Annotated in this window: 7 protein-coding genes and 1 riboswitch; of the genes, 4 read left to right on the forward strand and 3 right to left on the reverse strand. The window is 49.5% G+C overall.

All coding sequences use genetic code 11. From position 1 onward, the window contains the following. Positions 1-15: 15 nt before the first annotated feature. The 3 genes from LLH06_RS07515 to LLH06_RS07525 are packed head-to-tail and all read right to left on the reverse strand — an operon-like array spanning position 16 to position 6,447. A complete protein-coding gene (locus tag LLH06_RS07515; protein ID WP_228172655.1) occupies positions 16-1,362 on the reverse strand; it encodes a pectate lyase in 1,347 nt (448 codons plus the stop codon). A 52-nt stretch (positions 1,363-1,414) separates the two neighbouring features. Beyond that, positions 1,415-3,193, reverse strand: coding sequence for a RagB/SusD family nutrient uptake outer membrane protein (locus LLH06_RS07520; protein WP_228172656.1), 1,779 nt, complete (start codon positions 3,191-3,193; stop codon positions 1,415-1,417). Positions 3,194-3,204: 11 nt separating this feature from the next. Next, complete coding sequence (locus tag LLH06_RS07525; RefSeq protein WP_228172657.1) at positions 3,205-6,447, reverse strand: SusC/RagA family TonB-linked outer membrane protein; 3,243 nt, start codon at positions 6,445-6,447, stop codon at positions 3,205-3,207. A gap of 415 nt (positions 6,448-6,862) precedes the next feature. After that, positions 6,863-6,975, forward strand: a riboswitch (SAM riboswitch). An 85-nt stretch (positions 6,976-7,060) separates the two neighbouring features. Between LLH06_RS07525 and LLH06_RS07530 the strand changes: the two genes are divergently transcribed. The 4 genes from LLH06_RS07530 (at position 7,061) to LLH06_RS07545 (ending at position 14,787) form a co-directional block, all read left to right on the forward strand. Then, complete coding sequence (locus LLH06_RS07530) at positions 7,061-7,663, forward strand: peroxiredoxin family protein (RefSeq protein ID WP_228172658.1); 603 nt, start codon at positions 7,061-7,063, stop codon at positions 7,661-7,663. Positions 7,664-7,925: 262 nt separating this feature from the next. Further along, positions 7,926-10,154, forward strand: coding sequence for a transferrin receptor-like dimerization domain-containing protein (locus LLH06_RS07535; RefSeq protein WP_228172659.1), 2,229 nt, complete (start codon positions 7,926-7,928; stop codon positions 10,152-10,154). Between the two features lie 14 nt (positions 10,155-10,168). After that, positions 10,169-13,300, forward strand: coding sequence for a SusC/RagA family TonB-linked outer membrane protein (locus LLH06_RS07540; protein WP_228172660.1), 3,132 nt, complete (start codon positions 10,169-10,171; stop codon positions 13,298-13,300). Positions 13,301-13,311: 11 nt separating this feature from the next. Further along, complete coding sequence (locus LLH06_RS07545; protein ID WP_228172661.1) at positions 13,312-14,787, forward strand: RagB/SusD family nutrient uptake outer membrane protein; 1,476 nt, start codon at positions 13,312-13,314, stop codon at positions 14,785-14,787. The last annotated feature ends 212 nt before the right edge of the window (positions 14,788-14,999 follow it).

Genomic DNA, 14,999 nt, shown 5'->3' on the forward strand with positions numbered 1-14,999 from the left:
AGTTAAGCGATATCGTTAATTAACATCCTTGACCAACCCGTTCAGGTATACCTCCAGATCGGTATATAATGAATCGTTCTTGTGGCCTGAACCGTCGTTAGGGTTGTTGGGATCCAGGCCATGCTGGGTCTCCCAATCGTCAGGTATACCGTCCTGATCGGTATCCTTGGCTGGTGGCAAGCTCTTGAGTTCGGGCCATCCGCCCACATCTTTCTGCGAATCGATAATGCCGTTGTGATCTTTCCCCTCGGTCGGGCTTCCACCTACCAGGTCCTGTAGTATGCGCAGGTCCACCTGGTCGCGGTGTAAATTGGCCCCAACCTTTTGTATCACAGCATGATAGGCATTTGTCGCCGTCTGCATGTCGATCATCTCCACTCCAAAAGGTTTATCGATCATGGCCGCTGTGGCAGAGGTCTTTTTTTGACCTTGTACTCCCAGAGCGTTATCCTGGGTGACCTTATCATCGCCGGCCAAAACATTGCCTTTGATGTAAAATTGACCGAACGGTTCCCATGGTTCAATGATCCGGTCGGCATTTTTGACCGTGGCCGGGCCGGCCTTGTAATAGTTGTTCACCACATTGTAACGTCCTTTTTCGCCTCCATAAGTGGCGTTGCTGCCCCAATTGAATATAACGTTGTTCACAAAGTCCACCAGCTCATCCGGCTTGTTCGGAACGCTCTCTGAACCACCGAAACGCGGGTTACGGCTGGTATGGCTTGCTAAAAGGTTGTGATGAAAAGTGGCGTTCTCACCTCCCCAAATGCCCCCGTAACCGTGTGGGCCTTTTTCATGAAAGGAGTTCTTCATGCTTTCGGCCACTATGCACCACTGCATCGTAAAGTCGCGGTTCCAGTACATGGAGGCCGTTTCATCTATGGACCAGCTCATAGAACAATGATCGATAATGATCCTGCTGTGGCCCCTGCCGTTAAAAGAATCATCCTGGTGTTTACGCTCATCGCCCATCCGGAAACGCATATAACGGATGATCACGTTATCGGCATCTACGGTGGTCGTATAATTCTTGATGCAGATGCCATCGCCCGGTGCCGACTGCCCAGCAATGGTCACATCACCGTTCTTGATCACCAGCGGACTTTCGAGGGCTATGGTACCTGAAACTGAGAATACGATCGTTCGTGGGCCTTTTTGTTTGATGGCCGCTCTTAGGCTACCTGCACCATCATCATTTAGATTGGTAACTATGCACACCTTGCCACCCCTGCCTCCGCTTGTATACTTGCCAAAACCCTCGGCACCCGGAAATGCGGGTACAGGGTCATTTAATGTTTTGGAAAGTGCTGAGGCCTGGTAACCTAACGACCCTAACATCATGATGAAGAGATACTTTTTCATATCAAGGAAATGAGAAGGCTACCGTTAAGGTAGCCTTCGTTTATTTAGTAGATCAATAGCCAGGGTTTTGGGTCAGCATTGGGTTGGCATCAATGGATGGTTGCGGTATGGGCAGTACCTCCCTGCTATTAGGTTTAAAGTACTGGGCCACACTGCTGTTGTAAACTGCTGTAAGTGAGCTTACCCAATTCACTCGGGTGTATCCGCTTGGCACTGTAGAAGGTGATGGCGCGTAAAGTGAGCTACCATAATTGATCGTAGGTTGCGCGTTCTGATAGGTCATGGTCTGTGGCAGGTTATTGTAAGGTGCCTGCTTGTTGAACATGGCGGTCAGGTTGTTACGAGTATCGGTCAACGTCGAATTGAATAGGTTCCAGCGGATCAGGTCGAACTTGCGCAAACCTTCGCCACCGAATTCGAACAAGCGCTCGTTGTTGATGGCAGTAAAGAAGCCAGCCTTATCTGTCGGTATGGTGCCGATCTTGGTGGCATCGCCATTGAAACCTCTCAAGCGTACTTCACGCAAGGCGGCAATGGCCGCTGCCGATGGCCCACCGCTGATCTCGTTATCCGCCTCAGCGAACATCAGCAACACGTCGGCAAAGCGAAGGATAGGCCAGTTGATACCAAAGTATTGGGCGGCCGAGTTGACCGGGATAGCCGGGTTGGTGATCCAATCGCGACGGAACTTTCCACTTGGAAGGCCGATCAGGCGTTGTAAGGTCTTGGTGCCGTCAAAGTTGAAGAAGTAAGGGCAAATGGTCACATCACGACGGGCATCATTCGGGTCGAAAGCGTAAAAATAGGTAGGTACGGCAGTGATGCTGGAGTTACCCAAACTGGTGCTTCCGTTCACGCTCCGTGGACCGTCATAGTAGCCCAACTTGCTATCGGCCACACCCGAGCCACCGGCCATCGCTACCTCGAACATGATCTCGCCTGTAGGATCAAGGGTATGCGCATCCACATAATTCTTGAATAGGTTCTGGAAGCTGCTGTTCAGTGTATGCTGGTCGCGGCGTTGTAAAAGGTCGTTACACTCATCACGAGCAATCTGGTAGTATTTTAAATAATCGGCTGTGCGCTCTACCTGGCCGGTCTTCGTATTGAGGCGGTAACCACCTCTGGCCAAGGCTATACGGGCACGTAATCCTTTAACAGCACCTTTGGTGATACGCTCGTCGCGTACCACTTCGGTACGCCATGGCACCAGGCTTTCGGCAGTAAGCAGGTCGCTGAGGATACGTTCGTAGATCACCGTTTGATCGGTACGTGGCACGTTCAGCGTGGCTTGGTCCGATGATGGTTCCCATTGCACGGGCACATCGCCCCAATTGCGCATCAACTCGTAGTAGAACTGTGCTCTAAGGGTCAGCGCCTCGCCATGTAATCTCTTTAACAATACCTGGTCACTTGCACTACCATTGGTGTACGCCGGCATTTTGGGTATGTATTTGATGCAGATATTGGCACGCTCGATACCGGTATACAGGTTCTCAAAAGGCGCTTCTATCTGGGCATTTTGCGGAGTGGCCTGGTAACGGGCTATGTCACGCCGGTCGTTATCGGGCGAGGTGTTGCTGGCCGGGCCCACAAAATCATCGGCATCAACAGTGTAATACATACTGAGGCGGATGCCGTAGCCTGAATCGCCCGCTAAACGGGCATAAATGCCCAGCACAGTGCTGGTCGCGGTGTTAACATTGGAAAACGCTGCTTCGGTAGAGAATGCCGATACAGGCTGCTCGTCCAGGTATTTTTTACATGACCCTAAAAACGTAAGCATCAATGTGCAGCTTACTCCTAAGATATGGTATTTAAATTTTTTCATGACTTGTTTCATTATAAGCTAAGATTGACACCAAACAGATAGGTACGGCTGCGTGGGTACGCAGAGTAATCAACACCCGGAGTTACAGGAGTTCCGCGACGAGCGTTCACGTCAGGATCATAGCCGGAATAGCCGGTGATCAGCCCCAAATTGTTGCCGGTCACATAAACCCTCAGTTTGCTTATTTTGATCTTTTTCAGCAGATCGGTCTTGAAGGAGTAGCCCAAGGTCAGGTTGTTCAATCTCAGGAAAGACGCGTTCTCCACCGCCGATGAGGTAGGATAGAAGGCAGCGCTTCCGGTAACAGGGATAGAATATTTGGCGTTAGCATTGATGGCCGCTAACTGGTCAGGCGCAACACCGGTCACTACACCGTTGCTCACGCGTTGTACCACGTTACCGCTGCCGTCAATAGTTCTCCAGCGGTCGGCTGTTTGAGCTAATAAATTAGTGTTAGAGGTATAGCCGTTAGTGAACTCGATCTTATTAGCGTTAAATACCTGACCTCTCAACTGGAAGTTCACGAAAACGCTCAGGTCGATACCTTTGTAGGTGAATTGCTGGTTCAAACCGCCGGTGATCTTTGGTATAGTGTGGCCGATCACGGTCTTGTCAGCCTCGGTGATCACGCCATCGCCGTTAACATCTTTGAATTTTACCAGGCCGGGTTGAGCAACGCCGATCACTTTTGATGGGTCAACTGCACCTGATTTCAAGGTATACACTTGAGTGGCCGGGTTGTAATTGAAGTCTTCGGTCTTGTAAAAACCATCGCTCACATATCCCCAAACACTACCCACCGGCTGACCGACCTTCACAATAAAGTCTGCAGGTTGGCCTGATACACCCCATCCTGAGCTTTGCAGGTAGGAGGTTTGTCCCGGAGCAAGTGCAAGCACTTTGTTCTCGTTGTAAGAGATGTTAAAGTTAGTGCTGTAAGTGAACGACTTTTTCTGGATGATGGTGGCGTTCAACTGGATCTCGGCACCTTGATTTTGTGTCTTACCAACGTTACGCAGTTGCGTGGCATAACCTGAGCTGGTTGCAACGGGTACGTTGATCAGCAGGTCATTAGTAGTATTGCGGTAAGCATCTAATGAGATCTGGATACGGTTGTTCAGGATACCCATGTCCACACCGATATTCTTGGATACGGTGGTCTCCCATTTCAGGTTAGGGTTAGGCAAATAGGTAGGTACGAAGCCCACTGCGGTGGTGCTTTCGTTCAGGCCGTAAAAGGCGTTGGCGCTGAATGCTGGGGTGAATAGATAGTCGGGGATACGATTGTTACCCGATGTACCGTAGCTCAGACGCAGTTTCAGGTCAGATACGGCCTTTACGTTCTTCATGAATTTCTCATCAGACACGCGCCAAGCGAATGATCCCGAAGGGAAGTAACCCCATTGTTTACCCGAAGCAAATTTGGAGGAACCATCGGCACGGAAGGTGAATGTGAAGTAGTACTTTCTGTCTAGCGTATAGTTACCTCTGCCAAAGAACGAAAGTAAATGGCTGGTCGCATAGGTGTTTTGGGGGAAGGCTGGCACGATAGTACCAAGGTTCAGCTGGTTAAGGGCTGTTACCGGATCAACACCTACCGGGAACAACTTGAATTGGTTGTTCAGTGATTCGGTGTGATAGTTATAGAACTCGTTACCCAGGATCAGGTTGATATCATGATGTTTGGACTTTGCAGCAGCGTTGTTAAAGGTCAACACGTTGGAAATGTCCATGGTGTTGATGCTCGAATTCACGGTGCCTGCCAAGGGTTGGCCGTTACCATTGATACGCGCGTTCGCCGTATAAACGTCGTCAAAGCTGTTCATCTTCAGCGATGTGATATCAAAGCCCAGCGTCGATCTGAACGAGAAGTATTTGTTGAACGAGTAGTTCACGTAGCCGTTCAGGTTGGTCACGGTCTGGTAGTTCTTGCGGTATTGTGAGTTGGCATTTACTACCGGGCTCAACACACCCAGATTGTTGCCCGCGGCATTGGTCTCATCAAGGTAAGCCTGATCGATCACATCATCAGCTGCACCGGTAAGGTTGAACGGACGATATTTTACACTGTTACGTAGGTTGTTATAGGTGGAACCGCTTGCGTTCGAGGTTCCGGCGCCATTCACCACCTGAGAGTTATAACGTGCATTAAAGCCTACCTTCAAATGGTCTGACACGGTATGGTCAAAACGGAAGTTGATCAGGTTACGCACATAATCGGAGTTGATCACGGTGCCCTCATGCTGATCGTTGGTGTAGCTCAGGTTGAACTGGGTGGTCCTTGAACCCCCATTCACGCTGATGTTGTGCTGTTGTTGCAGCGCAGTACGGCCTAAGGCGATCTTTTGCCAATCTACAAATGGCACGTTCTTAAAGCGTGAAAGTGAATCGAAGCTGCGGCCGTAATTGCGGATGTACTGGGTACTGTCTGAACTTGGGCTAAAGCGGTTACGCTCGTACTGGTACACTACGAACTCGTAAGGGTCAAGCACTTTCAGCTCACGGGCCAGTTTGCTTATGCCTACGTAGCCATTGTAGTTCACGGTGGTCTTCTGTTCGCGACCACCTTTGGTGGTAATGATCACCACACCGTTGGCACCCCTGGCACCGTAGATAGAGGTGGAGGCAGCATCCTTCAACACGTCAATGGATTCGATATCCTGCGGGGAGATGCTGTTCAGACCATTCTCGACCTGCACCCCGTCAATGATGTAAAGGGGAGAGTTGTCTTGCGTGATGGAACCACCGCCACGTACACGGATCTTGATATCAGCATCGGGCGAACCTTCTGATGAAGTGACCTGCACACCTGCCAAACGACCCTGTAGTGCCTGCCCGGCCGATGCAACAGGTATGTCGCGTAATTGCTTCGCCGTTACTGATGATACGGAGCCGGTGAGGTCGCGCCTTTTTACGGTGGCAAAACCAACGGCTACTACATCGTTCAATTGTTGGGCATCATCCTGTAGTTTGATGCTCACTTGGGTTTGATCAGCGGCCACCGTAACTTCTTTGGCTTTGTAGCCAATGTAGCGGATGGTAAGCGTGACGGGGCCGGCAGGTGCATCAAGTTTAAAGCGGCCTGCGACGTCAGTTTGCGCACCGCGTGTGGTACCCTTGATCAGCACACTGGCGCCCACAATGGGGTCGTTGGTGTCCTGATGGTTCACCTGACCGGTGATCTGCCGGTTCTGTGCCCACGCCACTGTCGACAAAAGCGTCAGGAAGCAGGCGGTAAGTAAAGATCTCATCATAATGATATAATTGGGGGTTGTTAATTGGCAACAGAACATCCTGATCGTAATGGCAAAGCAAAGCCATCGCGACGTCAGATCAGCATCAGAAAGTAACAGTAATAGTTAGTTTATATTGGTCTATAGACAAGGCGCCTAGATAGCGTGATAGTAGTGCCGCCTTGCTCTGTAACAAGATTAGGGAGCTACACCGAGAAAAAAAAGGATCAGGGCCATAAAAAACTATGCAATCGTTTGCGGAGCATGTACCGAAGATCAATATTGGACCGTCAAGAGATGCTGCACAACATCGGATCAAATATCCGTATGAACGTCCTTTTTCATTTAAATGTCTTTTTGAAAATAATCTACTAATTCTATAGATATTGTTATTTTCTTATCTATATTTGCAGTGTCAAAACAATGTTCTTTGTGATACTTATCCAGAAAGACCGAGGGAAAAGGCCCTGAGAAGTCTTAGCAACCTGTACCTGTCATCGGTGTAAAAGGTGCTAATTCCTGCTTCCGGTAACGGAAGAAAGATAAGAAGGCAAGTAATACTTGTCATCCACCGCTCCTGGTTCTTCGGTATAAGTGATCACTGGTTTATTAAAAAGCATCAACTTATACACTCATGAAAAAGCTCAGTACTACATTTATCTACAAAGCCTTGTTAAGCGTCCTGTTTGTAGGAGGCGTGGGCGCTGTCAACGCACAAACTAACTCGCAAACGGCATCTACTGCAAAAGTGGCCGATGCCGATCGTGGCTATCTGGTAAAGGTGGGTGACCAGGCACCAGATGATTTTGAACTGGTATTAGATGATGGTCAAAAGACCTCTCTTAAGCAACTACGTGGAAAGGTAGTAGTATTGCAATTTACCGCCAGCTGGTGCAGTGTATGCCGTAAAGAGATGCCACATCTGGAGACCGACGTTTGGAACGCCTATAAGGATAAGAACGTGGTGCTGATCGGTGTAGACCGTGATGAGCCTTTAGAAAAAGTACAAAAGTTCCGTAAGGACATACAGGTAAGCTACCCGCTGGCTTTAGACCCCGGTGCCGATATCTTCGGTCGTTTTGCCGATAAAAAAGCAGGGGTGACCCGCAACGTGGTGATCGATTCCAATGGTAAGATCGTTTTCCTGACCAGGCTTTATGATGTGAACGAGTTCAACACCATGGTTAAGGTGATCGACGGACTTGCCGGTAAGGCATCACTTAAAGCCTCTTTATAATATTCTCAAAGCTGATATGTAAAGGTCGGTATCTGCGCCGAAGGGCACGGTGCCGACTTGCATGAGCTATATCTTCCATGACCATGACATCGAATGTCTATCTTAATATCCCGCTTGCTCCCCTTATGCAAGCAGTTGGCGACCAGCGATCACATGCGATATTTGTAAGGTGTTGTAGCTGATCATATTCATGTCCTTATAGGTCTGTGTTTCACAGATCTTAAGTATCTTAACTTTAATTCTTCCACCATTCACTTTCTTTATGAAAACAATAAAGATACTGGCCATTTTGTGCCTGGCCGGTCAGTACAACTCCTTCGCACAGAACGCGACCATCAAAGGCTTTACTGCATCATCTGCCGGTAAGCAATCACAGGCCGAACAGGCTTTCGATAAAGAGCTAAGCAACGTTCGCATTGGTCAGCACATTAAAGAGCTGGCTGCTCGTCCACATCACTTAGGTTCGCCCGGTGGCAAGGCGGTTGCCCAGGCAGTACTCCAAAAATTCAAACAGTATGGTTGGGATGCACAGATCGAGACGTATCAGGTGCTATTCCCTACACCCAAGACGCGTTCACTCGAACTCATATATCCTACAAAGTATACCGCTAAGCTGAAAGAGCCTGCCTTTGCCGAGGATGCTACATCAGGTCAGGATGGACAGCTGCCCACTTACAATGCGTGGGGAGCCGATGGCGATGTGACCGGCGATCTTGTATTTGTCAATTACGGCTTGCCTGACGACTATACTCAACTGGCCAAATTGGGCATTGATGTAAAAGGTAAGATCGTGATCGCTAAATATGGCCGCTCGTGGAGGGGTATTAAGCCAAAGGTGGCTTATGAGCACGGCGCGATCGGTTGCATAATTTATTCAGATCCTAAAGATGATGGCTTTTACCAGGGTGAGGTTTATCCTAAAGGACCGTTCAAGAATGATCAGACCGTTCAACGCGGGTCGGTAATGGACATGGTGATCTATCCCGGCGACCCACTCACACCTGATGTAGGCGCAACAGCAAAAGCCAAAAGACTGAACAGAAGCGACGCTCAGACCATTTTGAAGATACCCGTGTTACCGATCAGTTATGGTGATGCTCAGCCATTATTAGCTGCACTGGGTGGCCCGGTAGCACCGGCCGAATGGCGCGGAGCGTTGCCGATCACTTATCATGTTGGCCCAGGCAAGGCCAGAGTGCATTTAAAGATCGATCACAATTGGGATATCGTGCCTGCTTATAACGTGATCGCCAAGATCAAGGGAAGCCAGTACCCTGATCAATGGGTGATCAGGGGAAATCATCACGATGCCTGGGTGAACGGTGCCGATGATCCTATCAGCGGTTTAGCGGCCGAATTAGAAGAAGCGCGATCGATCGGCTTATTGGTAAAGGCCGGTATCAAACCTAAGCGTACGTTAGTGTACTGCGTGTGGGATGGTGAGGAACCTTCGCTATTGGGTTCTACCGAATGGGTAGAGGACCACGCCGAGGAACTGAGAAAGAAAGCAGTGGCTTACATCAATTCGGATGGCAATAGCCGTGGCTTCTTAGGCGCAGGCGGTTCTCATGCTTTGGAGGTCTTCACCAGCGAGATAGCTAAAAGCGTGACCGATCCGCAGACGGGTGTAAGTGTTTTTGAACGCAAAAGAGCTAATGACGCCGTACGCGCGTCATCGGCTAAGGCACAAAAAGCCATTTTGAAGCAGGATACTTTATCGCTGTCGGCATTAGGCACCGGATCTGATTATTCAGCGTTCCTTCAGCATTTGGGTATCCCTACGCTCAACCTCGGTTATGGCGGTGAGGATGCTGGTGGTGATTACCATTCTATTTATGATTCATATGACGACTATGTACGTTTTAAGGATAGCAGCTTTGTATACGGTGTAGCATTGGCACAAACGGCCGGCCGCGCAGTACTGCGTCTGGCCAACGCCGATGTGCTGCCATTCGACTTCACCAGTTTGACTAAGGTGATCACTCAGTATGAGACCGAAGTAAAGCAACTGACCGACCAATTGCGTGAACGCTATACTACTGACGCCCTTCTGGCCAGCACCAATAGCTACAAACTGGCGGCCGACCCTAAAGAACGATACACGGCTCCGGAAGTGAGACCCGCAGTTCCCACATTGGACCTGTCACCCTTTGACCAGGCACTGGCACGGCTCAAACGTTCCGCAACTGCACTTAATGCTGTTAGCGGCACCGCATTGACCGATCAAAAGGTAGCGCAGCGATTCAACCAGGCCGTTTATCAGGCCGAAAAGGGTTTGCTGGTAGCCGAGGGATTACCTAAGCGCCCGTGGTATCGTCACAGCATTTACGCGCCCGGCTTTTACACCGGCTATGGTGTCAAGACCTTACCCGGCATCCGGGAAGCTATCGAGCAAAATAATTGGGAAGAAGCCCGCCAGCAGATCGCTGTGGCCGCCAAAGCCATCGATCAACTCAGTACACAACTTGACCACATAACTCAAGGACAATAAGCACCTAACATTTTATGAAATATAAACTTTTACTATTCCTGTTCTTAACGGGGTGGGCGTCCTATGCCCTTGCCCAGGAGCGAAAGATAAACGGTACCGTTACTCAAGAGGGTACCTCCCAACCTTTACCTGGGGTTAACGTCAACGTTAAAGGGCAAAAGAAGAATACGCAGACAGACCCTGATGGTAAGTTCAGTATCGTGGTTCAAGGAAACAATGATGTGTTGGTCTTTACTTACGTAGGTTTTGATAATAAAGAAGTACCGGCAAGCAGCAATACCTTTGCCGTGCAGTTGAAGCCCTCCAACAATAATTTGAACGAAGTGGTGGTGGTGGCTTACGGCACAGCCAATAAAGCTACCTACACCGGTTCGGCATCAGTAGTGAACGCTGCCGACCTTGAGAAGCGCCAGGTATCCAACATCAGCCGTACGCTTCAAGGGGTGGTACCCGGTGTACAGTCGGTAGCGTCAGGTGGCCAGCCAGGCAGCGAAGCTACTATACGCTTACGTGGTATCGGCTCCGTGAATGCGTCAAGCGATCCGCTTTACGTAGTAGATGGTGTGCCATTCTCAGGTAATATCAACTCGATCAACACCGCCGATGTAGAATCTATCTCAGTGTTGAAAGATGCATCGGCAAGTGCTCTGTACGGCTCAAGGGGTGCCAATGGCGTGATCATTATCACCACCAAGCGCGGTAAGTTCAACGCCAAGCCGACCGTTACTTTCAGCGCCAACACCGGCTATTCGTCACGTGCGGTGAAAGATTATGAATTTGTGAGCACTAACGATTACTTCCAATTACAGTGGGAGGCCTTACGTAACACTCAGCTTGACCAAGGGAAGACCGCTCAGCAAGCCGCTCAATTTGCCAGTACTGAGTTGGTCAGTAACTTGAAGATCAACCCTTATGGTTCAGCATATCCCAATCCGGTGGGGCTTGATGGTAAACTTGTGGCAGGCGCTACGCCGCTTTGGGACGACGACTGGAGCAAGTCTTTAAGCCACACAGGCATACGCCGCCAGGTGGATCTGGGTATAAGTGGTGGCAGCGCCGATTCTAAATACTTTGTTTCGGGCGGATATCTGGACGATAAGGGTTTTATCGTGGGCTCGCACTTCAGCCGTTTCAATACCCGTGTCAATTACAGTACCAAGGTCAATAAATGGTTCGAGGCAGGTGTTAACGTTGCTGCATCTACCACCTCTCAGGATTCGCCTCCGCAAACCGACAGCAGCCAAGGTAACTTTGCCAACTTTGGCAGGCTCGTGGCCGATATTTATCCTGTATACGAACGAAATGCCGACGGAAGCTACAAGCTTGACGCAAGCGGCAACCGCATCTATGATTTTGGTAACTACCGCCCAAGTGCTGCGGCCACAGGCAATAATTTGCTGGGCATCGCTGAACTGAATAGGTACAACAACAAGCAGGACGCTCTGACCTTTCGCGGTAACCTGCAGTTCAATATCATTGATGGTCTGAAGCTCAAAAGCAGTGTCAATACTGATTATAACAACCGCAGTGCTTTATCTTACACCAACCCTTTCTTTGGATCAGGTATCACTGGCGGCGGTTCGGTCAGCAAGAGCGCATCACGCACTGTTGGATATACCATCAACAACTTACTAGACTATACCTTCAATGTGGCCAATGCGCATCATTTCAATGTGTTGGCAGGGCAGGAGGTGTACATTTTGAACATATCAGGTCTGTCGGGCAGCCGCAGCAATTTTGGCTTTGGCGATAAGCAAGAGCCTGCTGCAGCATCATTGCTTAATAGCTTTACCGGTAACTCTGATCAGTATAAACTATCCAGCTTTTTAGGAAAACTCGATTACAACTTCGATCAGCGTTATTACTTATCTGCCAGCTTCCGTCGCGATGGTTCGTCAAGGTTCAGCCCAAGTTCGCGGTGGGGTAACTTTTGGTCGGTAGGTGCATCATGGAACGCCAAGGCGGAAGACTTTTTAAAGAATACCTCATGGCTGAATGCTTTTACCGTACGTAGCAGTTATGGTGCTCAGGGTAACGACAACCTCGGTAGTTACTACGCTTACCAGGACCTTTACTCGATCTACAATAGCTTAGGTCAGGCTGGACTGGTGACTTCAAGGCTACCCACGCCGGGCCTCAAATGGGAGACCAACCTGAACTTTAATGCAGGCGTGGACTTTGCCATCTTAGATAACCGTATCAGCGGTACCTTCGAGGTATATCAGCGCAGATCCAAAGACCTGCTGTTCAGCCGTCCGTTGGCGCCGTCATTAGGTTATACCGCTATCGATGATAATATCGGGTCGTTACGTAATAACGGTTTCGAAGGCCAGATCAACCTGGTGCCTGTGGTCAATAAAGATCTGAAGTGGACGGTCGGTTTCAACTTTGGTCATTACAACAACAAGATCACCCGACTGCCGCAAAAAGAGATCATTGCAGGTTCGATCGGTCAGTTAGGTTCCACCAAAAAGCTGACCGTGGGAAGTTCAGTATATGATTTCTATATCCGCGAATGGGCCGGTGTTGACCCATCTAACGGTAAACCGCTTTGGTACAAGAACACTTACACCACCGATGCTGCTGGTAACCGTACCGTGACCGGCCGCACCACTACCAGCGTTTATGCTGAGGCAGATCAGTATTTTTCAGGTAGTGCACTACCTAAATTGTATGGTGGCTTTAACACCAGTTTAAGGTACAAGCGATTCGAGTTGTACGCACTAGTGGCCTATAATATCGGCGGTAAGATATTGGACCTCGACGAAGTGATGATCCTGCATACCGGTGAGAACACCGGCCGCACCTGGAGCAAAGAGATACTGAACCGCTGGACGCCGGATAACCGGAATACTGATGTGCCCCGCCTGACCACCGTTACCACCAACTGGAACAGTATTTCTACACGCTTTTTGCATGATGCCAGCTATGCGCGCTTAAAGAACGTGAGTTTGACCTATAGCCTCCCTGATCAATGGACCAGCCGCGTCGGCCTTAAAAATGTAAGGGTTTATGCACGGGGCGAGAACCTGCTCACTGTTTACGGCCATAAAGGGATGGATCCTGAGCAGGCAGTAGATGGTGTGACCTTCTATCGTTACCCTGCTCAAAAGACCTACACTTTTGGTTTGGACCTATCTTTTTAAATACTAACATCATGAACTTAAAATATACCATCAAAGCATTTTTTGTTGTCGCCGTATTGACCTTGTCGGCTTGCAGCGATGACTTTTTTGAGACCTCACCCTCCGGCGACCTGACCGGCAGCGAGACCTATTCATCTACCAAGAACATCGATGCGCTTATCAATGGTACGCTCCGCTATTTAATGGAGACCAGCACCTCGCAAGATAACCCTGGCTTGTCGGCCATCACCCTGACCCACGAGGTAATGGGAGAGGATGCCATAGCCCGTGACGGCGTGTATGGTTTTCGCGACTCGTACCCTTACCGCGACCCGTTCGATAACACCACCCGTCGGGCTTTATTCTTCTGGAGCTTCCAATATAAAGTGATCGATAACTGCAATAATATATTGGCCAATGTAGATGCGGCAAGCGGCACTGAGGCCGAGCGCCGTTACCTGAAAGGGCAGGCCTATGTCTTAAGAGGATTTGTTTACCTCAATTTGGTGAGGCAGTATCAATTTACTTACGCTAAGGATAGAAATGCCAAAGCGGTACCGGTGTACACCAAACCTACCGACCCAACATCGGCACCTAAAGCCCGGGCTACCGTGCAAGAGGTATACGACCAGGTGATCGGCGACCTTACGCAAGCCGAGACCTTGCTGGCAGGCTTCACTCGTAAAGTTAAGAACCGACCGGATGTGAATGTGGTGAAAGGTCTATTGGCAAGAGCCTACCTTACTCAAGAGAATTGGTCATTGGCAGCCACTAAGGCACGCGAGGCCCGTTCGGGGTACAGCATCATGGAAGCTGCTCAGTACACCCAAGGGTTCAATGACGTAAGCAACGTGGAATGGATATGGGGGCATCCGCAGCAGGCCGATCAAAACCTGGGTGGTGCGTCATACTTCGCCTATATAGATGTGACACCTGCCGCAGGATATCGCAGCATCATGCCTGATCCTTATTTCAGGCAGTTGTTCGCCGATGGTGATATCCGCAAAACGCTGTTCGATGTGGTGACCACCTCGACCGACCCGCTGTATCGATGGATCAGGTACAAAAAGTTCATTAATAAAGCGGATCAGTCGGGTCATATCGTACTCATGCGTTCATCTGAAATGGCGTTGATCGAGGCAGAGGCCAAAGCCCGTCAAAGTGATCTGGCAGGAGCGGTATCCGCTTTGAACGAGTTGCGCGTTAAGCGTAACCTGCCTGCTGTGGCAGCCGCCAGTTATACCCAGACCCAACTCATAGATGAGATACTGACCGAGCGTCGCCGTGAACTTTGGGGCGAAGGTTTCAGGCTTTATGATCTTTTACGCACGCAGCGTGCACCCGTACGTAAGGAGTCGGTAGAGACCGTTCGTGTAGGTTCGGCCGATGTGGTGATCAAGGGACATTATGTGCTCAAGTTCCCGGATAATAGCAATTTGGTGCCTAACAGTCCTTACTACTTATTTCCGATACCGGTTAACGAGTACAACACCAACCCGAACTTGTAGTAGTCGGGAGATATATAAATTATTTAACGCCACATTGCTTTGATCGGTAATGTGGCGTTTTTGTATATTACATAGAAGAGATCGTTCGCCGAAATATCTAGATGTGCAGGTCGACCGACAGATCAGTATCATTAAAAGATAGCATACCATCAGTATAAACACCGATCGACCGCGTAATTAGTATTTGATATTGACCATGATGAGGCCTCCAA

Source organism: Mucilaginibacter daejeonensis, assembly GCF_020783335.1.
Lineage (GTDB): Bacteria > Bacteroidota > Bacteroidia > Sphingobacteriales > Sphingobacteriaceae > Mucilaginibacter > Mucilaginibacter daejeonensis.